This window comes from Neptunomonas phycophila, assembly GCF_001922575.1.
In the GTDB taxonomy this organism is placed as follows: domain Bacteria; phylum Pseudomonadota; class Gammaproteobacteria; order Pseudomonadales; family Balneatricaceae; genus Neptunomonas; species Neptunomonas phycophila.
Window position 1 is genome coordinate 252,279 of sequence record NZ_MRCI01000001.1, and the last position, 23,148, is coordinate 275,426.

At 45.9% G+C, this 23,148-nt stretch carries 24 protein-coding genes; 15 read left to right on the forward strand and 9 right to left on the reverse strand.

Translation table 11 applies throughout. The features are described 5' to 3' along the window. Positions 1-5: 5 nt before the first annotated feature. Positions 6-1,082: a 5-(carboxyamino)imidazole ribonucleotide synthase gene (gene purK, locus BS617_RS01135; protein WP_075171091.1), complete on the forward strand. Its 1,077-nt coding sequence runs from the start codon at positions 6-8 to the stop codon at positions 1,080-1,082. 75 nt (positions 1,083-1,157) lie between these two features. On the opposite strand, the gene BS617_RS01140 is transcribed toward purK, so the two are convergent. Then, positions 1,158-1,922 carry a helix-turn-helix transcriptional regulator gene (locus BS617_RS01140; protein WP_075171092.1) on the reverse strand — a complete coding sequence of 255 codons (765 nt, stop codon included), beginning with the start codon at positions 1,920-1,922 and terminating at the stop codon, positions 1,158-1,160. 219 nt (positions 1,923-2,141) lie between these two features. Between BS617_RS01140 and hemE the strand changes: the two genes are divergently transcribed. Beyond that, complete coding sequence (gene hemE / locus BS617_RS01145) at positions 2,142-3,230, forward strand: uroporphyrinogen decarboxylase (protein ID WP_075171093.1); 1,089 nt, start codon at positions 2,142-2,144, stop codon at positions 3,228-3,230. Positions 3,231-3,451: 221 nt separating this feature from the next. Further along, positions 3,452-4,822, forward strand: coding sequence for a DNA repair protein RadA (gene radA, locus BS617_RS01150; protein WP_075171094.1), 1,371 nt, complete (start codon positions 3,452-3,454; stop codon positions 4,820-4,822). Between the two features lie 53 nt (positions 4,823-4,875). Here the strand turns inward: radA and BS617_RS18460 are convergent, their stop codons facing one another. The 3 genes from BS617_RS18460 to BS617_RS01165 all read right to left on the reverse strand — a co-directional run bounded on the left by BS617_RS18460 (position 4,876) and on the right by BS617_RS01165 (position 7,541). Further along, entirely contained in the window at positions 4,876-5,250 is a 375-nt protein-coding gene (locus BS617_RS18460; protein WP_075173379.1) for a PilZ domain-containing protein, read from the reverse strand. Positions 5,251-5,373: 123 nt separating this feature from the next. Then, positions 5,374-7,032 (reverse strand): energy-dependent translational throttle protein EttA, encoded by a 1,659-nt coding sequence (ettA, locus tag BS617_RS01160; protein ID WP_075171095.1) that lies wholly within the window; start codon positions 7,030-7,032, stop codon positions 5,374-5,376. A gap of 110 nt (positions 7,033-7,142) precedes the next feature. Beyond that, positions 7,143-7,541 (reverse strand): glutathione S-transferase N-terminal domain-containing protein, encoded by a 399-nt coding sequence (locus tag BS617_RS01165; RefSeq protein WP_075171096.1) that lies wholly within the window; start codon positions 7,539-7,541, stop codon positions 7,143-7,145. Between the two features lie 227 nt (positions 7,542-7,768). Between BS617_RS01165 and glyA the strand changes: the two genes are divergently transcribed. The 9 genes from glyA to ribA all read left to right on the forward strand — a co-directional run bounded on the left by glyA (position 7,769) and on the right by ribA (position 15,145). Further along, entirely contained in the window at positions 7,769-9,025 is a 1,257-nt protein-coding gene (glyA, locus tag BS617_RS01170) for a serine hydroxymethyltransferase (protein WP_075171097.1), read from the forward strand. A gap of 162 nt (positions 9,026-9,187) precedes the next feature. Then, entirely contained in the window at positions 9,188-9,676 is a 489-nt protein-coding gene (nrdR, locus tag BS617_RS01175; protein WP_075171098.1) for a transcriptional regulator NrdR, read from the forward strand. Beyond that, entirely contained in the window at positions 9,673-10,842 is a 1,170-nt protein-coding gene (gene ribD / locus BS617_RS01180) for a bifunctional diaminohydroxyphosphoribosylaminopyrimidine deaminase/5-amino-6-(5-phosphoribosylamino)uracil reductase RibD (RefSeq protein ID WP_083609885.1), read from the forward strand. The genes nrdR and ribD overlap by 4 nt, the downstream gene beginning before the upstream one ends. Then, positions 10,839-11,960 (forward strand): bifunctional 3,4-dihydroxy-2-butanone-4-phosphate synthase/GTP cyclohydrolase II, encoded by a 1,122-nt coding sequence (gene ribBA / locus BS617_RS01185; RefSeq protein WP_075171099.1) that lies wholly within the window; start codon positions 10,839-10,841, stop codon positions 11,958-11,960. Before ribD ends, ribBA begins: the two co-directional genes overlap by 4 nt. A gap of 9 nt (positions 11,961-11,969) precedes the next feature. Then, on the forward strand, positions 11,970-12,443 hold the full coding sequence (gene ribH, locus BS617_RS01190) for a 6,7-dimethyl-8-ribityllumazine synthase (protein WP_075171100.1): 474 nt from the start codon (positions 11,970-11,972) through the stop codon (positions 12,441-12,443). A 6-nt stretch (positions 12,444-12,449) separates the two neighbouring features. Beyond that, the gene (gene nusB / locus BS617_RS01195; RefSeq protein WP_075171101.1) at positions 12,450-12,932 is read left to right on the forward strand and encodes a transcription antitermination factor NusB; all 483 of its coding nucleotides are present in this window, start codon (positions 12,450-12,452) and stop codon (positions 12,930-12,932) included. 3 nt (positions 12,933-12,935) lie between these two features. Continuing rightward, positions 12,936-13,949, forward strand: coding sequence for a thiamine-phosphate kinase (gene thiL, locus BS617_RS01200; RefSeq protein WP_075171102.1), 1,014 nt, complete (start codon positions 12,936-12,938; stop codon positions 13,947-13,949). An 11-nt stretch (positions 13,950-13,960) separates the two neighbouring features. After that, entirely contained in the window at positions 13,961-14,437 is a 477-nt protein-coding gene (locus tag BS617_RS01205; protein ID WP_075171103.1) for a phosphatidylglycerophosphatase A family protein, read from the forward strand. A gap of 99 nt (positions 14,438-14,536) precedes the next feature. Beyond that, a complete protein-coding gene (gene ribA / locus BS617_RS01210) occupies positions 14,537-15,145 on the forward strand; it encodes a GTP cyclohydrolase II (protein ID WP_075171104.1) in 609 nt (202 codons plus the stop codon). A 70-nt stretch (positions 15,146-15,215) separates the two neighbouring features. On the opposite strand, the gene BS617_RS01215 is transcribed toward ribA, so the two are convergent. The 4 genes from BS617_RS01215 to BS617_RS01230 all read right to left on the reverse strand — a co-directional run bounded on the left by BS617_RS01215 (position 15,216) and on the right by BS617_RS01230 (position 19,289). Continuing rightward, entirely contained in the window at positions 15,216-16,295 is a 1,080-nt protein-coding gene (locus BS617_RS01215; RefSeq protein WP_075171105.1) for a hypothetical protein, read from the reverse strand. Between the two features lie 132 nt (positions 16,296-16,427). Continuing rightward, positions 16,428-18,167, reverse strand: coding sequence for a 1-deoxy-D-xylulose-5-phosphate synthase (locus tag BS617_RS01220; RefSeq protein WP_075171106.1), 1,740 nt, complete (start codon positions 18,165-18,167; stop codon positions 16,428-16,430). Beyond that, the gene (locus BS617_RS01225) at positions 18,168-19,046 is read right to left on the reverse strand and encodes a polyprenyl synthetase family protein (protein WP_075171107.1); all 879 of its coding nucleotides are present in this window, start codon (positions 19,044-19,046) and stop codon (positions 18,168-18,170) included. Between the two features lie 3 nt (positions 19,047-19,049). Beyond that, positions 19,050-19,289: an exodeoxyribonuclease VII small subunit gene (locus tag BS617_RS01230; protein ID WP_075171108.1), complete on the reverse strand. Its 240-nt coding sequence runs from the start codon at positions 19,287-19,289 to the stop codon at positions 19,050-19,052. Positions 19,290-19,460: 171 nt separating this feature from the next. Between BS617_RS01230 and pomA the strand changes: the two genes are divergently transcribed. Next, on the forward strand, positions 19,461-20,219 hold the full coding sequence (gene pomA / locus BS617_RS01235; protein ID WP_075171109.1) for a flagellar motor protein PomA: 759 nt from the start codon (positions 19,461-19,463) through the stop codon (positions 20,217-20,219). A 9-nt stretch (positions 20,220-20,228) separates the two neighbouring features. After that, complete coding sequence (locus BS617_RS01240; RefSeq protein ID WP_075171110.1) at positions 20,229-21,170, forward strand: flagellar motor protein MotB; 942 nt, start codon at positions 20,229-20,231, stop codon at positions 21,168-21,170. Between the two features lie 72 nt (positions 21,171-21,242). On the opposite strand, the gene BS617_RS01245 is transcribed toward BS617_RS01240, so the two are convergent. Then, positions 21,243-22,070 (reverse strand): PEP-CTERM sorting domain-containing protein, encoded by an 828-nt coding sequence (locus tag BS617_RS01245; protein WP_075171111.1) that lies wholly within the window; start codon positions 22,068-22,070, stop codon positions 21,243-21,245. 215 nt (positions 22,071-22,285) lie between these two features. On the opposite strand from BS617_RS01245, the gene BS617_RS01250 reads away from it, so the two are divergent. Then, entirely contained in the window at positions 22,286-23,143 is an 858-nt protein-coding gene (locus BS617_RS01250; protein ID WP_075171112.1) for a ThiF family adenylyltransferase, read from the forward strand. The last annotated feature ends 5 nt before the right edge of the window (positions 23,144-23,148 follow it).

Sequence of the window (23,148 nt, forward strand, 5' to 3'; positions counted from 1 at the left end):
TTGTTATGAAAAAAGTGTGGGTTCTTGGCGCTGGGCAATTAGGCGCGATGATGAAACATGCCGGTTTGCCGCTTAATGTTGACGTAGAAGCTGTTGCATTTGACGCGCCTAAGGTAAGTCTTGGCTCTGACGATGCCGTAACAGCAGAGATTGAATTGTGGCCCCAGTCGGCTGTAACTGATCAGCTATCGGCGCATCCAAACTTTGTTAACAAAGATGTCTTTCCTCGCTTGGCTGACCGTTATACACAAAAGCAGTTGCTGGATGAGCTTTCCATTGCTACGGCGCCTTGGCGTGTCGTTGAAGCGGAAACAACGGCTGCTAGCTTGTACTCAGCCTTAGGCGATACGGTTCTATTGAAGCGCCGAACAGGTGGCTATGACGGGCGCGGGCAATATTGGTTAAAGAATGCTGAGTCCACTCAAGTTCCAGAAGATTTTCTAAATCAATCGATCGCCGAGCAGAAAATACCATTTGATGAAGAGGTGTCGTTAGTTGGCGCGCGCGATAAAGATGGTAACCTATTCTTTTACCCCTTAACGCTAAACCTGCACTTAGATGGCATTCTTATGGCATCGGTCTCTCCGCTCTCGCGTTTAGCTCAGTTACAGCCTGTGGCGGAGTCTATGCTCGGTAAGCTACTTACCTCGCTAAATTATGTGGGCGTAATGGCAATGGAGTGCTTCCGAGTTGGGGATCAGTTAATGGTCAATGAGCTGGCTCCTCGTGTTCATAATAGTGGCCATTGGACTCAAGCAGGAGCGTCAATTAGCCAGTTTGAATACCATGTGCGCGCTGTAGCGGGTTTGCCGTTGGCACCTGCACGTATCAAAGCCCAAACGGTTATGATTAACTTGATTGGCGTTGAGCGTAATGATGGTTGGTTGGGTGTTGAAGGTACTGAGCTGTATTGGTACGGGAAGGAAGTAAGAGCAGGTCGTAAATTGGGACATATTAATGTGTGTGCACCCAAGCAATCTGATTTGTGTGCTTCTTTACACCAGTTATCGAGCTTGTTACCAGAACCGTACCCGATAGTCTTTGAATGGGTTGATCGCAATCTATCGTCGTCCGATAAATAACAATCGTTTGGTGATAGTCGTATTCATCTAAACAGCGCTGATTATTAAAAGTGAAGAGCACTGGCTTGTTATGTGTTAGTGCTCTTTTACAAGCTTTCTACAGCGTGCCGGTGTTATAGCAAAATAATCTCTAAAGGCGTGCGTAAATGCGCTTTGGCTGCTAAAACCACTATGTTCAGCCGCTCTCATTACCGTCCATCCTTCCTCAAGCTTCTGTCGCGCGCATTCTAAACGTTTTTGTAGAACATATTGATGTGGCGTGATGTTGAAGGCTTCTTTAAACCGGCTGTGGAAATGGCTGGGGCTTAAAAACACTAAAGCGGCTAGTTCAGAAATTGATATTTTACGATGCATGTTCATCGCGATGTACTGATCTAAAGCGGTTTTGTCTATCGCCGATTGGCTGTTCCGCGGCCGAGGTGTGTTCATGAAATTATGCATTGATAGCAATAATGCTTGTCCGCATGCCTGAAGAAGAGGAGATTCGGGCGGGGTGACAGCCATTTCTCGACAAATAGATTGCAGTAGCACCTTGCGTTGAGTATCGAGCGTAAAATAAGACGGCGCATTGAATAAGCGCGAAATAGGATCGATGAGTCCAGCGTCGAGTTTGTCTATTGGGATATTAATTACAACAATTCGATTGTCACCCATGCCGCAAAAAGCATGGTCGGTAGATGAAGGTACTAAACAACCGTGGCCAAGCTTGACGTGTTGACCACGACCCTGGATATCAAATTCAGTATCACCTTCAAGACCAAACACCAGTTGGTGGTATTGATGGTCATGATGGTTTGCTGTCTCTGGTAATGTGAGTAGTTTAGTATCAGCGATTGGCATAGTTATTTTAGTATAAGCTGGTTTGGTTAATAATTATACAATCATCGAAACAAGTATCATTTATGCTAGGTGATTGTTTGCCTTAAAGCTATCGGTATTCGTTATTTTGTTGACTAACCTAATTGATAATTCAGTTAGGACGAATTGCGGCGCATTTTTGTGAAGAAATCGGTAGAATAGCTCGCCAGAATCCGAACTTGATGATGGCTGACATTGATTATGGCTGAACCACAAACGACAGTACAAGCGCCACTAAAAAACGATCGATTTCTGCGTGCTTTACTACGCGAATCTGTTGACGTAACTCCCGTATGGATGATGCGCCAAGCAGGGCGATACCTTCCTGAATACCGTGCGACCCGAGCTCAAGCTGGCGATTTCTTAAGCTTATGTAAGAATCGTGAGTTGGCTTGTGAGGTGACACTGCAGCCCCTTGAGCGTTTTGATTTAGATGCTGCAATCCTATTTTCGGATATTTTAACAATTCCTGATGCTATGGATTTGGGTTTGTATTTTGAGCAGGGCGAAGGGCCGCGCTTTAAAAAGATCATCCGCACAGAAAAAGATGTGTCTGATATCGTCGTTCCAAATGCGGAAGTCGATTTGGATTATGTAATGAACGCCGTCACAGAAATACGTGGTGCGTTAAACGGTAGGGTTCCTCTTATAGGCTTCTCTGGCAGCCCTTGGACGCTGGCGACCTATATGGTTGAGGGCGGTTCTTCGAAGGATTTCCGTCATATTAAAAAAATGATGTATGCCGAGCCCGACGTGTTACATGCACTGCTGGATAAACTTGCGCAATCGGTAACGACTTATCTAAACGCGCAGATTCGTGCAGGTGCTCAAGCGGTCCAGATTTTTGATACTTGGGGCGGCGTATTGAGTCGTGAAATGTATCAACAGTTTTCGCTGGCTTATATGGAGCGCATTGTCGCTGGCCTGATACGAGAACATGAAGGCCGCAAAGTGCCAGTGATTATGTTCACTAAGAATGGCGGTCAGTGGTTGGAGTCTATGGCAGCTGCTAAGCCTGATGCACTAGGTGTTGATTGGACGACAGATATTGGTGAGGCTCGCCAGCGTGTTGGCGGTCAAGTGGCCTTGCAGGGCAATATGGACCCCAGCGTATTGTATGCATCTCCTGAGCGTATCCGGGCAGAAGTGGCTGATATTCTAGAGCGCTTTGGGCCGGGGAATGGTCAAGTTTTTAACTTGGGTCATGGTATTCATCAGTTTGCCGATCCGGATCATGCAAAGGTGTTTGTGGATGCTGTGCACGAGCTCAGTGCTAAGTACCATGCCTGAGAGCAGTTGAAATAACGAATGATTTAAAAGGGCGCTTCGAGCGTCCTTTTTTGTGGATAGACGAGGAAGCAGATCTATATACCCATGTGTTGTCTCTTTTATATTAAACTCATTAAATGAGTTTAAAAGCTGTATGGATATACATATTTTTAGCGTTTCTTATGCTAAAGTTTTGTTAATTAAGTAATGTTCATAAAATATTTAGGTAGGTAGTAGGCATTATGGCTAAAACCAAAACCGCGTATGTTTGCACCGAGTGTGGTGCTGATTACTCAAAGTGGCAAGGTCAGTGCACAGCATGCCAAGCATGGAATACATTAACCGAAATGCGTTTGGGCGCCACAGAAAAAAGCGCGGCTGCTAAGCCTCGCTTTGATGGGTATGCGGGCAAAACCAGCGGGCGAGTGCAAAGCTTAAGTGAAGTGAACTTGGCCGAAATGCCGCGTATGTCTACAGGGTCTAATGAGCTTGATCGGGTACTAGGTGGAGGTTTGGTTCAAGGCTCGGCAGTATTAATGGGAGGGCATCCCGGAGCTGGTAAAAGCACGCTTTTGTTGCAAATTATGTGTTACCTTGCTGAAAAAATGCCGGCGCTTTACATAACTGGAGAGGAGTCATTGCAGCAGGTGGCAATGCGGGCGCATCGCCTAGGCTTAAAAGCGGATCAGCTCAAAATGTTATCGGAAACCAGTGTGGAGTCGATAACACAGGTGGCTTCTGAACTGCAGCCAAAAGTGATCGTCATTGATTCTATCCAAGTTATGCATATGGCAGAGATCTCGTCAGCTCCGGGCTCCGTTGCGCAAGTAAGGGAATCGGCGGCGGATTTGACGCGCTATGCGAAGCAAACGGGTACGGTTTTATTTTTAGTAGGGCACGTTACTAAAGACGGCTCGCTAGCGGGGCCAAAAGTGCTGGAGCATATGATCGACTGCTCGCTGCAGCTGGAAGGCTCGTCGGATAGTCGGTTTAGGACGCTACGGTCTCATAAAAATCGCTTTGGTGCTGTGAACGAGTTAGGTGTATTTGCCATGCTTGAAACAGGCTTGAAAGAGGTGAAGAACCCAAGCTCGATTTTTCTTAATCGTGGTGAAAAGCCAAGCCCAGGCAGTGTAGTGATGGTGGTGTGGGAAGGAACTCGCCCTTTACTGGTTGAGATTCAAGCCTTAGTAGATGAGTCGCATATGAATAACCCTCGCCGAGTTGCCGTGGGGTTAGAAGCTAATCGGTTGGCGATGTTGCTAGCTGTGTTGCATCGTCATGGCGGTATGCATATGGGAGATCAGGATGTTTTCGTCAACGTCGTAGGTGGCGTGAAGGTGCTTGAAACCAGTGCCGATTTAGCCTTGTTGCTGGCGGTTGTTTCGAGCTATCGCGACCGCGCCTTACCTCAAGACTTGATGGTATTTGGGGAAGTTGGCTTGTCGGGGGAGATCCGTCCTGTTCCTAATGGCCAAGAGCGTATTAGAGAGGCGGCCAAACATGGCTTTACAAGGGCTATTGTTCCTAAAGGCAATGCACCGAAAGAAAAAATTCCTGGCTTGGAAGTGGTCGGCGTCTCGCGATTAGAAGAAGCGCTAGATGCTATTTAAGTACGATAGCTGATCCCGACAAAGTGCTGGCATAAAAGAGCTGGACCCGTTTGTTATTCTTGAGCCACTAAATTTTCTAATTCGCGTTCTAGCAAAGATGGATCGCCTAAGTTGAGCTCGACCAATCGGCGCAAGTAGGCGATGCTTTCCAGTTCCATGGTGCCAGCTTGGAATGCGATGCACCGAGCCGTTAAATGATTGACTGTAACGGGCATTTCGATCCGGGTTTCGCCTGCATCGAGCTGTATAATCAGTAAGCCTTTATCGTCGACTTTTAGCTCAGGTAGGTGTTCTGATTCGGCTAATACGCCTTTAAAGCTAATGTCATTGATTTTAAGTGGGGCTTTGACAGTATCAGAATAAAACATACAGTCGCCATCAAAGTGAATGCGAGCGAATCGACGGCGTTCAGTAGTAGGGGTGGTCACAGCAGCCTCCGTAGGCCAATAGGCCAGTTTCATAAACTCTATTTATGATAGTCAATTTTCTGTAAAAATGTGGCGTGAAATTACAGAAAATAAAAAGCCCCTAAACGGGGCTTTATTGTGTAACTAGTTGATGCGCTTGTATTTAATGCGCTCTGGCTGGTGGTCTTTGCCGAAGCGCTTTTTAAAGTCTTCAGCGTACTCAGTGTAGTTGCCATCAAAGAAAGTGACTTGAGAGTCGCCTTCGTACGCTAGCATATGCGTACACACGCGGTCTAAGAACCAGCGGTCATGCGAGATCACAACGGCACAACCTGGGAACGCTAGCAGCGCTTCCTCTAGTGCACGCAGTGTTTCTACATCCAAATCGTTGGTTGGCTCATCGAGTAGTAAAACGTTGCCACCTTCTTTTAGTAGCTTAGCTAGGTGCAGTCGGTTGCGTTCACCACCTGATAGATCGCCCACTCGTTTTTGCTGGTCGGAGCCTTTGAAGTTGAAACGACCGCAATAGGCGCGTGATGATGTTTGGTAGTTGCCGATTGTGATGATGTCTTGACCGTCTGACAGCTCTTGCCATACGGTGTTATTTCCATCGAGCTCACGCATTTGGTCAACATAAGCCAGCTTGACTGTGCTGCCTAGAACAACTTCGCCGCTATCAGGCTTTTCTTCGCCGGCAATCATTTTAAATAACGTTGATTTACCCGCACCGTTACCGCCAATAACACCAACAATAGCTCCTTGAGGGATGCTAACATTCATGTTTTCTATCAGTAACTTGTCGCCGTAGGCTTTGCTTACGTTATTGATTTCTATGACTTTGTCACCCAAACGAGGTCCTGGCGGAATATAGATTTCTTGTGTTTCGTTCCGCTCTTGGAATTCGCGAGAATTCATTTCTTCAAACTGTTTTAAGCGCGCTTTAGATTTTGCTTGGCGGCCTTTCTGCCCTTGGCGTACCCAATCAAGCTCGGACTTAACGGCTTTTTGGTGTGCGGCTTCCTGTTTGCTTTCTTGAGCTAAACGGTTTTCTTTTTGCTCAAGCCAAGATGAATAGTTGCCTTCATAAGGAATGCCGTGTCCACGGTCTAGCTCTAAGATCCAGCCAGCTGCATTATCGAGGAAATAACGGTCATGGGTAATAGCCACAACAGTGCCCGTATACTCTTGTAAGAAGCGTTCAATCCACGCGATGGACTCGGCATCCAAGTGGTTGGTCGGCTCATCAAGTAGCAGCATGTCAGGTTTTTCAAGTAATAAGCGACATAGCGCTACACGGCGACGTTCACCACCGGATAAGTGCTCAACTTTAGCTTCCCAAGGTGGTAGGCGCATGGCATCTGCTGCGCGCTCTAAAGCAAGATCAAGGTTATTACCATCTTTAGCGGTAATGAGGTTTTCAAGTGTTTCTTGTTTCTTAGCTAGTGCTTCAAAATCGGCATCAGGCTCTGCGTAGGCCGCATATACCTGATCGAGCTCAGCCATAGCATTTTTAACATCGCTTACCGCTTCTTCGATAATTTCGCGAACTGTTTTGCTGTCATCTAGCTGCGGTTCTTGAGGCAAATAACCTACGTTCAAATCTGGCATGGGACGCGCTTCGCCGATGAAATCGGTATCTACGCCCGCCATAATTTTTAGAAGGGTTGATTTACCCGAACCATTTAAGCCGAGCACGCCAATTTTGGCGCCAGGAAAGAAGGATAAAGAAATATCTTTGAGAATTTGACGCTTAGGCGGAACAATCTTGCCTAAGCGATTCATTGTATAAACGTACTGTGCCATAAGCCCTCAGCGGTGATGTTCGATCAATTGCCGCTGATTTTAACCTTGCAGCGTGGCGATTGCTAATCTCGTCACGCTTTCGGGGAGCTTATTTGTGCTAACGCTGTGATTTACGCTTTGCTGTGTTGGCTATTTGTTGGTGTTGATTCAACAAAACGCTTTTCTAAGTAACGAATAATGTCAGAGGACTCATACATCCAGCTAACGCTACCGTCATCATTTGTTATCCGCAAACAAGGGACCTTGATACGGCCACCTTCCTTTTCTAGCTCTTCTCGATACATGCTGTTGTTTTTGGCGTCACGTAATTCGATATTAAGGCTGAAACGTTTCATTGAGCGACGAACTTTGACGCAGAAAGGACAGGCATGGAATTGGTAGAGTGCTAGCATGCGTGTCTGTTGATCTACTTGAGCTTGTGCATCAGGGGATCGTTTAATACCACGTGGTGTCGTAATAAAATCGATAAAGAGGATGAGATTACCTAGAAACCAACGAACAAAGCGCATTTTGGATACCTATATTTAAGGGTGTCGATAAAGTAAACGCGCGGAGTTTATCACGGTTCGGAACTTTTCCGCACAGTCTAACGATGATCTGCTCAAAATATGAATGCAGTTTGTTGAAACGTGATCGAGTTTCAAGTGTGTTTTCTTCTGCTTTAGGCGTATAATTAACGACCTTTTTTTGAAAGCCCGTCCTATATCGGGTAAGACCTACATCTTAGGGGATAGCTATGTTTAGCAAAGATATGTCAATTGCCGACTTTGACGCCGATCTGTGGTCAGCGATGCAATCAGAAACGACGCGTCAGGAAGAGCACATCGAACTAATCGCATCTGAAAACTACACCAGCCCTCGTGTGATGGAAGCGCAAGGTTCTGCTCTGACGAATAAATACGCTGAAGGCTATCCTAATAAGCGTTATTACGGCGGCTGTGAGTATGTTGATATTGTTGAGCAGCTAGCCATTGATCGTGCTTGCGAATTGTTCGGCGCAACTTATGCTAATGTTCAGCCGCACTCTGGCTCACAAGCTAACGCGGCTGTTTATATGGCGTTGTGTAAAGCAGGCGATACTATTTTAGGTATGAGCTTGGCACATGGCGGCCACTTAACTCATGGTGCATCGGTTTCTTTCTCTGGGCGTATCTACAACGCAGTTCAGTACGGTCTAAATCCTGATACGGGTGAAATTGACTACGCCGAAGTTGAGCGCTTAGCGGTTGAGCATAAGCCAAAAATGATTGTGGCTGGTTTCTCTGCGTATTCTCGTATTGTGGACTGGGCTAAATTCCGTGAAATCGCTGATAAAGTAGGTGCTTATCTATTCGTTGATATGGCACACATTGCAGGTTTAGTGGCGGCGGGCGTGTACCCATCTCCAATGGATCATGCGCACGTGGTGACTACAACGACGCATAAAACATTAGGTGGTCCACGTGGCGGTTTGATCTTATCTAAGCTAGCTGATGAAGATCTGCAGAAAAAATTAAACTTTGCGGTATTCCCTGAATCGCAAGGTGGCCCACTCATGCACGTTATTGCTGCTAAAGCCGTTTGCTTCAAAGAAGCAATGGAGCCTGAGTGGAAAGCATACCAAGCGCAAGTAGTTAAAAACGCACAAGCGATGGCTGAGACATTTATGTCTCGTGGTATTAACATCGTTTCAAATGGCACTGAAGACCACCTTTTCTTGGTCGATTTGATCGACAAAGAGTTCTCGGGTAAAGATGCCGATGCTGCGTTAGGTCGCGCAAATATTACCGTGAATAAAAACTCGGTACCTAATGACCCGCGCTCTCCGTTTGTGACATCGGGTATTCGCATTGGTACACCTGCGGTGACACGTCGCGGCTTTAAAGAGGAAGAAGTGGCCCAGTTAACTAATTGGATCTGCGATATTCTTGATGACATCAATAACGAAGACGTTATTGCACGTGTTAAAGGCCAGGTTGTTGATATCTGCGCGCGTTTCCCGGTTTATAAATAACGCGTAAATCGGTAGAATGCGCAGGGCGGCTCATTGAGTCGCCCTTTTTGTCGTTATGACAAAATTACATCGCTCTTTATTTAGGACAACTAATCAAGGCTGAACGTATTTTTGCAATACCAGTCTATTAGTGCCCACGCTCTTTACTGACAGGAACACGCTATGCATTGCCCGTTTTGCGGAACCAATGAAACTAAAGTGGTCGATTCCCGCTTGGTGGCTGAAGGCCAGCAGGTAAGGCGTCGTCGTGAATGTATCGCCTGTCATGAGCGCTTTACCACGTTTGAAATTGCCGAACTTCTTATGCCTCGCTTGATTAAAGCGGACGGCACTCGCCAACCTTTTGATGAAGATAAACTCCGCGCCGGTATCCAGCGAGCACTCGAAAAGCGCCCTGTGAGTGTTGAGGCTATCGAAGCCTGTATTAATCGTATTAAGCACCGCCTTCGAGCTACCGGCGAACGCGAATTGCCGTCACGCCAGCTTGGTGAAGAAGTGATGTCTGAACTGCGTAAGTTAGATCAGGTTGCCTATGTGCGTTTTGCTTCTGTGTATCGCAGTTTTCAAGATATTAACGAATTCAGGGAAGAGATTGAGCGCTTGTCTGTTGATGATCTACCAGACGGTAAACAGTCAGAAGGTAAAGCATGAATCCGGTTGATTCAGGTTTTGTTACAGGTGGTTCGTCATGGTCTACCAATGATTACCAATATATGGCGGAAGCAATCCGGTTAGCGCGTTGCGGTGTCTATTCAACGGATCCAAACCCTCGTGTTGGTTGCCTCATTGTTAAAAACAACACAGTTGTAGGCCGAGGCTATCATATCCGAGCCGGCGAGGGGCATGCAGAAGTTAATGCCTTGCGGGAGGCCGGGGACAAGGCGCGTGGTGCAACGGCTTATGTCACATTAGAACCCTGTAGTCACTTTGGTCGCACGCCCCCGTGTGCCCAAGCGTTGATTGATGCGGGGTTGGCGCGTGTTGTCAGTGCGATGCAAGATCCAAACCCAAGTGTTGCTGGGCGTGGGCTGGGCATGTTGAAAGCCGCAGGCATAAGCACTGAGGTGGGTTTGCTAGAAACTCAATCGCGAGCGTTAAACCCAGGCTTTATTAAACGCATGGAGACGGGAAAACCATTTGTTCGTGTAAAACTAGCCATGAGTTTAGATGGGCGAACGGCTATGAGTAGTGGGGAGTCACAGTGGATTACAGGAGCTGCCGCTCGTAGTGATGTTCAGCGGCTTAGGGCCTGTAGCTCGGCCATTATTACAGGTATTGAGTCTGTCTTACTTGATGATCCTGCGCTCACTGTCCGTGATGTAGATTTAGCTGATGAAAATGGTTTTATTCGTCAACCGTTACGTGTGGTATTGGATAGTCATGCTCGTTTGCCCAGATCGGCATCTATCATTCAGCAGTCAGGACGGACGGTTCAGGTCGTAACCCAAGAAGAGGCGACGGCATCGGCCGGTCTTGAATGTGAACAGTTAGTGATGCCTGCTTCAGCTCAAGGGATTGATTTACCTACTTTGCTAAACTACTTGGCAAAGCAGGAGCAATGTAACGAAGTATTAGTGGAAACGGGGGCGCGTTTAGCGGGTGCATTTATTCAGGCGCAGTTGGTCGATGAGCTAGTGGTTTATATGGCTCCCACTTTACTTGGGTCGCAAGCTCGTCCATTAGTTGACTTACCGCTATCGGAGATGCGAGAGCAACAACGACTGATACTCACTGATGTGCGCCACTTAGGTGAAGATGTACGTCTAACCTATCATTTTAATGATCTTATTAACCAATCTACACAGGCTGGGTTATGAAGCTGAATACGCCACAAGAAATTATTGAAGATATCCGTCAAGGCAAAATGGTTATCTTGATGGATGATGAAGATCGCGAAAATGAAGGCGATATTGTCATGGCGGCAGAAATGGTTCGTCCTGAAGATATCAATTTTATGGCAACTCACGGTCGAGGTTTGATTTGTTTAACGCTGACACGTGAGCGATGCGAGCAACTCAAACTCCCGTTAATGGTGCAAAGTAATGGCACTGTGTACGCCACAAACTTTACGGTTTCTATTGAAGCCGCTGAAGGAGTGACCACCGGTATTTCTGCGGCGGATCGTGCATTAACGGTGAGAACAGCGGTAAAAGCAAATGCAAAGCCAGAAGATATAGTTCAGCCTGGGCATATTTTCCCACTCATGGCGCAACCTGGTGGCGTGTTAAGTCGGGCAGGGCACACTGAAGCGGGTTGCGATTTGGCGCGTTTGGCCGGAATGACGCCTGCATCAGTTATCGTTGAAATCATGAATGATGACGGCACCATGGCACGGCGCCCTGACTTAGAAGTGTTTGCAGAAAAACATAATCTTAAGATAGGTACGATCGCGGATTTAATCCATTACCGCACCACTAATGAACGCACAGTGGAAAAGCAATCTGAAGGCGTTTTGGCGACGGACTTTGGCGAATTTAACTATGTGACCTATCACGACACTATTCAGGATGTTACGCACATGGCGCTGGTTAAAGGCGATATTACGCCTGAAGATCCAACCTTGGTGCGTGTGCACATCCGTGGTGACGTGCTACGAGATTTAGTGGGCGTGACGCGTGAAGGCGAATCGAAATGGACCATGCAGCAAGCCATGCAGTCGGTTGCTGAGGAAGGCAAAGGTGTGGTGCTACTGCTGGATAATGGGCGTCGTGAAGATATTGGAGCGGCACTCGATCGCTTGCTAGGCAAGCCTGTGCATCGTCGGCCTGCCACGCATAACGCGTCGGGTGCTTATCTGATGGTTGGTACTGGATCACAAATACTACGTGATCTGGGTGTGAGTAAAATGCGCTTATTAAGTGCACCAATGAAGTTTAATGCGATTTCTGGCTTCGATCTGGAAATTGTGGAATACATTAGTTGTGATGAATCATAGGGAATTCCCATGTCTGTAACTGTAATAGAAGGTGATTTCGTTTCGGCTGATGGCCGTTACACAATCGTCGTAGGTCGTTTTAATGAGTTTGTAGTTGAGAGCTTGTTAATAGGTGCGCTGGACGCGCTAAAACGCCATGGAGTAAGCGATGACAAGGTACGTGTTGTCCGTGTGCCAGGTGCGTTTGAAATTCCATTGGCAGTAAAAAAAGTTGCTGAGCAAAAGAAAGACGATGCCATCATTGCATTAGGTGCTGTTATTCGTGGTGGTACACCGCACTTTGAATATGTGTCTGGTGAAAGCTCGGGTGGTGTTGCTCAGATCTCATTGGATTTCGACATCCCAGTAGCGAACGGTATTTTGACGGTAAACAGTATTGAGCAGGCCATCGAGCGCTCGGGTACAAAAGCCGGAAACAAAGGCGCGGAAGCCGCTTTATCAGCCATGGAAATGGTGAGTTTATTGCGTAACCTTGAGGCATAATGTCAAATGACTGAAGAAACATCCCCCGCTCCACGTAAGAAAAAAGCATCGTTGACGGAGCAGCGCCGTTCTGCGCGTAGTTTTGCGTTGCAAGCCTTGTATCAGTGGCAAATGGCTGGACAAGCCATTAATGAAATTGAAGCTCAATTTCGTGTTGATAACGATATGAAGTCGACTGATATCAAGCTGTTTCACGATTTGCTTCATGGTGTCGCTGAGCACAAAACAGATTTAGATGCCTTGTATGTTCCTTTCTTGGATCGCGCACTCGATGATCTAGATCCTGTCGAGTTGGCAACATTACGCATAGGTTGTTTTGAGCTGAAGCATCGTATTGAAGTGCCGTACCGTGTAGCCATTAACGAAAGCGTTGATCTAGCAAAGATTTTTGGTGCTACCGATAGCCACCGTTATATCAACGGTATTTTAGATAAGGTGGCTGGCCGTGTTCGTTTGACCGAAATACAGGCAAAGCGGTTGTCATCATAAAATATGGATGAGTTTGAGCTAATCAGTCATTACTTTACGCCGCCAAATTCTGAAGCGGACATAGACCGCGGAGTATATGCGGGCATTGGTGATGATTGTGCGGTGCTGAGCGTTCCACCAGGTTATCAGCTTGTAGTATCAACTGATAGCTTGGTAGTGGGTACTCACTTTTTTGCAAACTCCCCTGCCGATGATTTGGCGTGGAGGCTGTTGGGTGCATCAGTAAGCGACCTTGCCGCAATGGGGGCTATTCCGGCGTGGATCTCATTGGCGATTACGATGCCTGAGGTTGACCATGATTGGTTGTCTTTATTCTCGTCTGCTCTACACGACGCGTGCAATGAGTACGGCATTCAATTGATCGGTGGTGACACCACGCGTGGATCTTTGTCTTTAACTGCAACGGTTCATGGTTGGGTCCCTGCTGGTATGGCGCTGATGAGAAGCGGCGCGAAAGTAGGCGACTTATTGTGCGTAAGCGGAACGTTGGGAGATAGTCGCGGTGGGCTATATTTGCTTGAGCAACAAACCCAAGATGATGGCTACGCGATGGATAACGTTAGCTCTGATGCTCAATATTTGCTCGATCGCTTTTACCGCCCGGAACCTCGTATAGCGCTAGGAGAGGCTCTCATCGATACGGCTACGGCTTGTATAGATATTTCAGACGGTCTGTTGGGCGACGTTGAGCATCTACTTAAGGCATCAAAAGTCGGAGTCGAGATAAATGCGGATTGCCTGCCTTATTCGGCTGCTTTGGGGCGTTTAGTGGGGAATAAGCAGGCGATTAGTTGGGCATTAACCGGTGGAGAAGATTTTGAGCTTTGTTTTACTATTAATCCAACCAACGAGTTAAAGCTGCAGTCAATTAGGCATGAAACTGGATTGCCGATTCGCGTTGTGGGCACGATCACTTCAGACCCAAATGATCGTGTGGTCAGGGGTATTGATGCGGAAGCGTTGAGCGGGTACCGCCATTTTTCTCAGCCGGCCAATGGCCGGCCCTCAAAAGAGTAATAAGTTAAACTATGCAACCAACACCACGTTCAGTTTTTACGCATCCAGCTCAATTTTTAGCCTTTGGTTTAGGGAGTGGGTTATCTCCGAAAGCGCCGGGAACAGTAGGTACATTAGCGGCTATTCCTTTTTATTTAGCGCTATCTCTTCTCGATACACAAGCCTACATTGCGATAGTGTTCGCCGCAGCTATCATTGGGATTTTCCTGTGTGGAGAAGCAGCTAGAGAGCTAAAGGTGCATGATCATCCCGGAATTGTGTGGGATGAGTTTGTTGGTTTTTGGATAACAATGATCGCCGTTCCCGTCACAGGCCTGAATATATTGCTAGGGTTTGCTCTGTTTAGGCTATTTGATATTTGGAAACCTTGGCCTATTAGCTGGTGTGATAAGCATGTCCATGGAGGCTTAGGTATTATGCTTGATGACGTCTTGGCGGGTGTGTTGGCGCTGGCGTGCTTGCATTTATGTGTTGCATGGATTGGTTAAATAAAAGCCAAAAAAGCACCAGTTAGTAATGGATTATCGTTACCTAATATTCGCCATCGCTGCTAAACTGCGTGGCTTGATTTTACAGAGGAATGATACGTGACAATTGAATACGTAGCGGATTCGAAGCTTCCCATGCCATGGGGGACATTTACTATGGTAGGCTTTGAGGACACTGAAACAGGTAAAGACCACATTGCACTAGTTTATGGCGATGTTAGTGGTGATGAACCCGTGCTCGCACGTATCCATTCTGAATGCTTAACCGGGGATGCTTTATTTAGCTTGCGTTGTGATTGTGGTTTTCAGCTGCAAGAGGCATTGAAACGAATCTCGGAAGCTGGTCGTGGAGTGTTGTTATACCTTCGTCAAGAAGGTCGCGGCATAGGTTTGTTAAATAAGATTAAAGCGTACCACCTGCAAGACCAAGGTGCTGATACGGTCGAGGCCAATGAGCAGCTTGGATTCGCAGCTGATATGCGCGATTACAGTATGTGTGACCCTATGCTAGCGCATTTGGGAATTAAGTCCGTTAATTTAATGACTAATAATCCGCGTAAAGTGGCAGCGCTAAAAACCTATGGTGTTAACGTTGCTGAACGGGTGCCGCTACAGGTGGGTAAAAATAGCCATAACGAACAATACCTAGCGACAAAAATGGGTAAGCTGGGTCATATGATGACGGAAGAGCATTTCAGCAAAGACTAGTTTGCTAATTATCAATATAAAAAAGGAGCACTGTGATTATCAGAGTGCTCCTTTTTATTTATTTATTTATTTAATTCGCAAAGAACTCATGACTTGAATGGTAGTAGACGAAGTTTGATTCGCCATCAGAAGACCAAGCTGTCAGGTTTAATAAATATTTTCCGCCGCTGACTAAATCGACATCATCCGGTAGTGTGAAGCTTGTTAATGAACCCGATATAGTTTGCTGGAACAAGAAAACATCTTCTGTCATTTGAAGTCTATGGTTGTTTAAAGCGCTCGATAGCGCCTGTTCTGCCGCTTCAATATCATCGGAATCAGCACTAGGGTCGTCTTGTAATGCCTCAAGTTCAGCTCTGAGTAGGTATTCGTCAGAGAAGAAGCCTATGGAATCTAACGCATCCTTGTCGATAACGCTGATAGAGATGTGTTCAATATCGCTTGCAACATCGGAGAATTCTGTATAATTCCAATTAATAGTGCGAGTGCCTTCGGTGCTGAATGAAATTACCGAGTCAGATAGTGTATCTGTGAATTGTGTCGTGTTTAGTGGGTATACTTCTATTTTCCCTCTAACAGCTTGTTGATGGGTTAAGCAGTTGTTGTTGATGTTGGCCGAGGCAGCTAAGTTATAAGGCCCCTTGTAGCCACTCCCATCCCACGTTAAATCTACATTATAAGTTTGTGAAATTCCGTCTATAGTCGCATTGGCTTGATAAGACTCTAATGAGTCATCGGGTTGCAGGATCCCCGTGTAGGTGAAGAGGTTGTCATCCTGGCAATCTTTATAGTGGAATGAAGAAATGCCTTCAAAAATAAAGCCTTCCTCCATGTTGTCAGGGGTTAGAAACGTTCTAATATAAACCGCTCCAACACTATAGCTAGTTGGGTCGTATTGGGGGCTTTCTATGTAAAACCCAACAAACTCGTTTTCTACTGTGTAAACATCCCCTGAATCAGAAGTAGATAGGCCGCTATCTTCATCATCCGCAGTGCCATCATCAACCGTTGGGTCACCATCTTCTGTTGTAGCATCGGTTGTGTCCTCAGCAGGGTTAAACAAGTTGTCATTGCTACCTCCACCGCCGCCGCACGCTGTTAGTCCAGTGCCCATGATGATGAGAGCCAATAGGCGCATTTTGAAAGACATTAATAAACTCCTTGTTAAGACGGGTAGCAAAGCTAGACCTTTTCGAAAAAAGTTCCACTAACTAAATAATTTAGCTGTAATTAGACAGTTGTCGACCTTAACCGTCAATGTCTAAAGGAACTTTACAAAAAATTATTCAAATATTTTTTGTATTTGAGCCGTGCGGCTGGAGTGTTCGATCCATTGATCAGCTATGCCTTTGATTTCTATAGTGCCGTTCCAGCTTTTCTTGGCTAGATGTTCAGCTACAGCCGACCCTGCACCACCGACGATTGAATGATCCTCAACGGTGATGATGTGGTGATGTGTGCTGAGTATTTGATCAATCAGCATCGTATCAATTGGCTTGGCAAAGCGCATATCAACTAGAGTGTGCCCCTTGTTTATTGCTAGTGCGCTTGATTCTGGGAGCAGAGCACCAAAATTAAGGATAGCGATACCGGTTTTCCCTTCCCGAAGAACCTTGCCTTTGCCTATAGGAATTTGCTCATCCGTGATCTTTGGATGTTGGTAGCTCCCTGAGCCACGTGGGTAGCGGACTGCGGCCACACCATTGTAATGAAAGCCCGTATTGAGCATGAGCAGCAGCTCCTGTTCATCCGACGGTGTCATGATGATTATTTCTGGAATACAGCGAAGAGCCGCGATATCAAAACAGCCTGCGTGCGTGGCTCCGTCTTCGCCTACCAGACCTGCTCGGTCAATGGCTAGCAGGACGTCGAGCTTTTGGATTGCAATATCATGAATGAGCTGATCATAGGCGCGTTGTAAAAAAGTAGAGTAAATGGCGACAACCGGTTTCATACCCGCGCTGGCAAGGCCCGCAGCGAAGGTGAGAGCGTGTTGCTCGGCTATTGCTACATCAAAGTACCGGTCTGGAAATTGTTGTGAAAAGGCTACTAAGTCTGAACCCTCACGCATAGCTGGCGTTATACCCACTAATCTATCGTCTCGGTTGGCAGCATGAACTATCCATTGCCCAAAGTAGTTAGCGTAAGTTAGGGCCTTGGTTTTTGGAGACGCTGTGATTGGTTCTAGTTTGGTAATGGCGTGATAACCAACAGGGTCGTTTTCGGCAGGGGCAAACCCCTTGCCTTTAATGGTTGTGATGTGTAAGAACTGGGGGCCTGCTTTGTTTAGGCTGTTACTGAGTGCTGGTAGTAAGCTATTAAAATCATTACCGTCCACAGGACCGTGGTATTCAAATGCTAATGCCTCAAACAAAGCGGCTGTCGTTGCCCCTCGATTATTGGCTAATTTAAGGTTTTTCGCTAAATAAGTCGCGAGTCCGCCTTCGTTGGGCGAAATCGACATGTCGTTATCATTGAGGATTACCAGTAAGTCTGCACCGGTATGTGCGGCATGATTGAGGGCTTCAAATGCCATTCCTGCAGTTAACGCACCGTCACCAATGACGGCAACGCTCTTATTTTTTAATCCTTTTATTTTATCGGCAACAGCCATGCCTAATGCAGCACTGATGGAGGTGCTGGAGTGGCCTGTACCAAAGGCGTCATATTGGCTTTCTGCTTGTCTGGGGAAGGGGGCTAAGCCTTCAGGTTGACGGATAGTGAGTAACGCTTCACGCCGACCGGTGAGTATTTTGTGTGGGTAGGATTGATGACCTACGTCCCAAATTAAATGATCATCAGGGGTGTTCAGTAAGAAGTGCAGCGCAATAGTGAGTTCTACAACACCTAAGCCAGCACCAAAATGCCCGCCCGTTTGTCCTACGCTGTAAAGTAAAAATGCCCTAAGCTCGTCAGCAAGGTTGGGTAACAATTCAGGGTTTAGTTGGCGAAGCTGTGCTGGGTTATTAATACTGTTGAGTAGTGGCGTGTCCGGGCGCGTGCTAGGTATTTCTGTAAACATCTAATGTGACCGCTGGCAAATGAAGTCAGCCATAGCTTTTAGCGGCTCACCTTTTTGGTGTAAGGGGGATAGCGCATCGTGGGCTTGGCTATGCAAAGATTGCAGTTTTGCCTTGGCAGCGTCCATGCCAAGCAAGGCGGGGTAAGTTGGTTTGTTTTGGTCCACATCAGAACCTTGTGGTTTACCCAGTGTAGCCGTATCGCCTTCGACGTCTAAAATATCATCTTTAACTTGAAAGGCCAGGCCAATGGTATCTCCATAAAGTTGTAACGCATGGCGTATTTTTTCATCCTGGCAGCCCGATGCAAGATATCCAAGTTCAAGTGAAGCATTAATTAATGCGCCGGTCTTGCAGCGGTGCATCTCTTCTAGTTGCGTCAACGTTAAAGGTTTATTGACGTTTCTTAAATCAAACGATTGCCCTGCGCACATACCTTTATCGCCACTGGCTTTAGCCAAGACTTGAATCATGGCGAGTTGTTGGCCGGGGTGGGTGGTTTCTTGGCTTAAAAGCTCAAAGGCAAAACATTGTAACGCATCACCTGCAAGAATAGCTGTCGCTTCATCATAGGCAATGTGGCATGTGGGCTTGCCGCGACGTAAGTCATCATTGTCCATTGCGGGTAAGTCATCATGTACGAGAGAGTAGCTATGAATACACTCAATCGCACACGCGGCACGATCGGCGGCGTCGACATGCCCCTCTAGTATCTCGTTAGTAATGTACACCAGTGATGGGCGAACTCTTTTGCCACCATTAAATAAGCCATATCGCATCGCTTCTTGTAAAACCGGGTCTATACTTGAATGCAATAGGAACTGGTTTAGCTGGCTTTCAGTACGTTGTTTGTAATGATCTAGCATGTGACGCAGCCGCATTGATTAATCCTGTTCAGTGTCAAATGGCGCTACGGTTAGCTTGCCGTCGTTGCTGCTAAGGATCTGAACTTTTTGCTCGGCTTGATCCAAGAATGATTGGCATTCGCGTGTAAGTCGTATGCCGTCTTCAAATGCAGCAAGTGAATCATCTAGCGTGAGCTCGCCTTGTTCCATTCGACTGACGAGTGCTTCGAGGTCGGATAGTGACTGTTCAAAGTCGGGCGTCTTTTTTTTACGGGGCATAGAGGCATCCTGTTAAAACTTGACGGTACGTTAGCGAAACACAAACTAGTGGTCAATCAATTGCAAGATCGGCCGATAAAAGGCGCAGAGGGCTTGTGTCCATATCATTGACATTATCCCTGAAAAACACATAAACACATAGTCATCAGCTTGTAGTAAAAGGAGATCTCAGTGGATATAGCGACGCTCGTCGGGCTTTTAGGCGGCTTCGGCATTGTTATTGCGGCGATGTTTAGCGGTGGTGATATTGGGGCGTTTGTAAACGCACCTTCATTATTGATAGTAGTGGGCGGAACGCTACTGGTCGCTTTAATGAAATTTACGCTGGGGCAGTTCCTGGGTGTGGGTAAAATTATGGGTAAATCGTTTATGTTTAAATCGATCAGCCCAGAAACCATTATTTCAGAGACTGTAGAATTGGCAGACGCCGCTCGTAAAGGTGGTTTGCTCTCACTTGAAGATAAAACTGTTAGTAGTGATTTTATGCAGCGGGGAATCCAGCTATTGGTTGATGGCCATGACCCAGAGGTGGTTAAAGCACTCCTAAATAAAGAGATGAAGCTGTCGGCTGAACGCCATGAATCCGGAATAGATATCTTTAAAGCTATGGGTGATGTTGCTCCTGCGATGGGAATGATTGGTACTCTCGTAGGTTTGGTACAGATGTTATCGAATATGAGTGACCCTAAATCGATCGGTCCTGCGATGGCGGTTGCTTTGTTAACAACGCTTTATGGAGCCATGATAGCGACCATGGTGGCATTGCCCATCGCTGACAAGTTAACGGTTCGAAATAACGAAGAGGCGCTGAATCAATCATTGGTTATTGATGGACTATTAGCTATTCAGGCAGGTCAAAACCCTCGGGTCATTGAGCAAATGCTACGTAATTACTTGCCTGAGAAGAAGCGTCCAGCGGCAGGGGATTAGGAGTAGATCATGAGTGATGATGCTGAACAAGAATGTCCTCCCTGTGCGGCCGGTCTTCCCGGGTGGGTCGCTACTTTTGCGGACTTAATGTCTTTGTTAATGTGTTTTTTCGTACTTTTATTATCTTTTTCTGAAATGGATGTTTTAAAGTTTAAGCAACTCGCAGGATCAATGCGTGAGGCTTTTGGTGTTCAAAACCAAATTAAGGTTGAAGATATCCCCAAAGGCACATCGATAATTGCCCAAGAGTTTAGCCCTGGTAGGCCAGAACCAACACCGTTAAATGAAGTACGGCAAATGACCGTCAACAATAATATGAATACCTTGGATATTCGATCGGTTGAAGGCGATTCAGAGACTAAGGATAAGCAAGACGGTGAAGCAGAACTGATGCAGCAGCTAGAGCAACAAATGGAGGAAGAGGCTCGAGAGCAGGCTGTGCAATTTGCGCAAGCATTGGCTCAAGAAATAGGTGATGGTGCTGTTGAAGTAGAAACCGATCAAACAAAAGTCATTATACGGGTTCAAGAAAAAGGCTCGTTTTCTTCAGGGTCGGCCGAGTTGAAGTTTGAGTATATACCTGTGATGGCAAAAATTCGTGATGTATTACTGGATGTGCCTGGCAATGTTTCGATTGAAGGGCACACGGATAATATCCCTTATTCCGGCCGTGCGTTTTTCTCGAATTGGGATCTGTCGGCCGCCAGGGCTTTAGCGGTTGCAAATGAGCTTTTTGATGATGAGAGAATAGATCAGACTAAGTATCAAATTATTGGGCATGCGGATACAAAGCCTTTGGTGCCTAATAATACGGCTGAAAACAGAGCGACTAATCGTCGAGTAGAAATTGTGATTCAACGAGGCAGAGATAAAGAGCTATTAGAAAAAATACAGGCGAGGGGGTTAGGCGATAGTGAAGGAGAAGGTTTGGCGCCGGAGGATATTTTTTAGTTTTTGTTACTCTTTAATGGTTTAAAAAAAGCCGATGGTTTATGCCATCGGCTTTTATAATAGAACTAGCAATTATGCTGCTTTTTGCTTGCGACGACGCATACCAGCCCCAGCGACTAAAGCGCCTAAGCCGAGAAGTGCAAGTGATGAAGGCTCAGGAACAGTAACCGAGTCACCACGTAATTCACCAGTACCGCGAAGCGCTAAGCCAACACCAAAGTTGGCAAAGGCGTCGCTAGGCTGGAAGCTTGAAGAGAAAGAGAAGTCAGCAGTTACAGTAGAACCGTCAGCTTGCTGAATATCAGTAAATGTATCGGTATCGAAATAATCAGCAGCCAAGCCACCAGTTACTTCGAAGAAACCGTCACCGCTACCGCGCTCATCTGCTTCAGGGCTTGAAATTGACCCGGCAGTTAGTGAGCCAAACAAAGTACCAGTCTCACCATAAGTAGGTTCGAAATAGCTTACGCTGGCAAGCTCTAACCATAATGTACCGTTAGTTGCAGTGCTTAGACCGCCATCGGGTGCATTTGTAAGAGTATAATCAGGTGTAGAATCTACATACATGCTTAACACACCACCAGTGAAGTAGAATTCACTGTCGAGAGGGTTTGTGTCGACTAATGTGTAATTTTTGAATTCGAAAGTTAATTCGCACGAAGGGCAAAAGCTACTAGCGTTTGGGCCAGTTAACGAGTTTAAAGACGAGATCAAACCGAAACCGGAAAGACTATCGCCAGTAACTTGTACTTGCATTTCAGTTAATGATGCTTCAGAAAAGAAGTCACTAACAGCATCTGTGTCCCAAGTTACGCCGCCTACATTAACAATATCCGCATTTGCTGCACCGCTGAGTGCAACAGCAGTCGCTGCTGTTAAGATTGTTTTTTTAAAGTCCATGTTAAAACTCCGTTTGTAAATGGGGGGTCATTCTACAGAGTAAGCTTTGCAAGCTATGTGCCTACATTCTTAATTTGTTGTTTCTAAAAGGTTTGTGGGTTTATGTGTTTTGTAATTAAAGCGCGATTGTAAATAAAGCTGACACTAAAAATAAAAGGGATAAAGTTTATTTTTTTGCTATAGTTTTACTATTAATAAAAAATACGGTGCTTCTTGTGTATCAATTTAGCGACGAAACTGCATTCTCTCGAAATATAGGTTGGTTTTCTAATTCGGAGCAAGCTTCATTAAAAAACAAACGTGTGGCTATTGCTGGATTAGGGGGAGTAGGGGGAGCCCATTTAATCACGCTTTCTCGCTTAGGGATTAGTGCATTTAATATATCAGATTTCGATATATTTGAGCTGCAAAACTTTAACCGTCAATCTGGAGCTTTTTGCTCTACTATCGATAGAAAAAAAATAGATGTAATGACGGAATTGGCACTCGATATTAATCCAAATAGTAAAATTAATAAATTTAATGAAGGTGTTAATGATTCTAACCTTGACGACTTTTTACGTGATGTAGATATTTACGTCGATTCTTTAGATTTCTTTTGTTTAGAGATACGCCGTAAAGTTTTTGCAAAGTGTAGAGAAAAGGGAATACCTGCTATTACTGCTGCACCTTTAGGGATGGGGTCTGCCTTTTTATATTTTGATCCAAATGGTATGAGCTTTGAAGAATATTTTGATTTTGGGGAAGATGAGGAAGATAACTATATTAAATTTCTGGTTGGGCTATCTCCTTCTTTAATGCAAGTTAAATATTTAATCAGTGATGGAACTGTAGATTTTACAAAAGGAAAAGGACCGTCAACTGTTATAGGTTGTGATTTATGTGCTGGCGTTGCGGGAGCTAATGCGGTAAAAATTTTACTCAACCGAGGAACGGTGTTGGCCGCTCCATATGGGTATCATGTGGACGCCTATCTAAATAGATCAAAGCGGACCTACCGCCCTTGGGGTAATAAAAATATTATACAAAAACTGGTATTCAATATCGCTAAGAAAAGAATATCAAAAAAGTAGCTGTA

Bases quoted from the DNA above. Each gene is read 5' to 3' on its own strand.
- BS617_RS01140 (WP_075171092.1), bottom strand. From the start codon at position 1,922: ATGCCAATCGCTGATACTAAACTACTCACATTACCAGAGACAGCAAAC.
- BS617_RS01165 (WP_075171096.1), bottom strand. From the start codon at position 7,541: ATGCGCTTTGTTCGTTGGTTTCTAGGTAATCTCATCCTCTTTATCGAT.
- glyA (WP_075171097.1), top strand. From the start codon at position 7,769: ATGTTTAGCAAAGATATGTCAATTGCCGACTTTGACGCCGATCTGTGG.
- hemE (WP_075171093.1), top strand. From the start codon at position 2,142: ATGGCTGAACCACAAACGACAGTACAAGCGCCACTAAAAAACGATCGA.
- BS617_RS01215 (WP_075171105.1), bottom strand. From the start codon at position 16,295: ATGTCTTTCAAAATGCGCCTATTGGCTCTCATCATCATGGGCACTGGA.
- BS617_RS01225 (WP_075171107.1), bottom strand. From the start codon at position 19,046: ATGCGGCTGCGTCACATGCTAGATCATTACAAACAACGTACTGAAAGC.
- ribH (WP_075171100.1), top strand. From the start codon at position 11,970: ATGTCTGTAACTGTAATAGAAGGTGATTTCGTTTCGGCTGATGGCCGT.
- ettA (WP_075171095.1), bottom strand. From the start codon at position 7,032: ATGGCACAGTACGTTTATACAATGAATCGCTTAGGCAAGATTGTTCCG.
- purK (WP_075171091.1), top strand. From the start codon at position 6: ATGAAAAAAGTGTGGGTTCTTGGCGCTGGGCAATTAGGCGCGATGATG.
- thiL (WP_075171102.1), top strand. From the start codon at position 12,936: ATGGATGAGTTTGAGCTAATCAGTCATTACTTTACGCCGCCAAATTCT.
- BS617_RS01205 (WP_075171103.1), top strand. From the start codon at position 13,961: ATGCAACCAACACCACGTTCAGTTTTTACGCATCCAGCTCAATTTTTA.
- BS617_RS01220 (WP_075171106.1), bottom strand. From the start codon at position 18,167: ATGTTTACAGAAATACCTAGCACGCGCCCGGACACGCCACTACTCAAC.
- nusB (WP_075171101.1), top strand. From the start codon at position 12,450: ATGACTGAAGAAACATCCCCCGCTCCACGTAAGAAAAAAGCATCGTTG.
- BS617_RS01245 (WP_075171111.1), bottom strand. From the start codon at position 22,070: ATGGACTTTAAAAAAACAATCTTAACAGCAGCGACTGCTGTTGCACTC.
- ribD (WP_083609885.1), top strand. From the start codon at position 9,673: ATGAATCCGGTTGATTCAGGTTTTGTTACAGGTGGTTCGTCATGGTCT.
- BS617_RS01230 (WP_075171108.1), bottom strand. From the start codon at position 19,289: ATGCCCCGTAAAAAAAAGACGCCCGACTTTGAACAGTCACTATCCGAC.
- ribBA (WP_075171099.1), top strand. From the start codon at position 10,839: ATGAAGCTGAATACGCCACAAGAAATTATTGAAGATATCCGTCAAGGC.
- BS617_RS01240 (WP_075171110.1), top strand. From the start codon at position 20,229: ATGAGTGATGATGCTGAACAAGAATGTCCTCCCTGTGCGGCCGGTCTT.
- nrdR (WP_075171098.1), top strand. From the start codon at position 9,188: ATGCATTGCCCGTTTTGCGGAACCAATGAAACTAAAGTGGTCGATTCC.
- radA (WP_075171094.1), top strand. From the start codon at position 3,452: ATGGCTAAAACCAAAACCGCGTATGTTTGCACCGAGTGTGGTGCTGAT.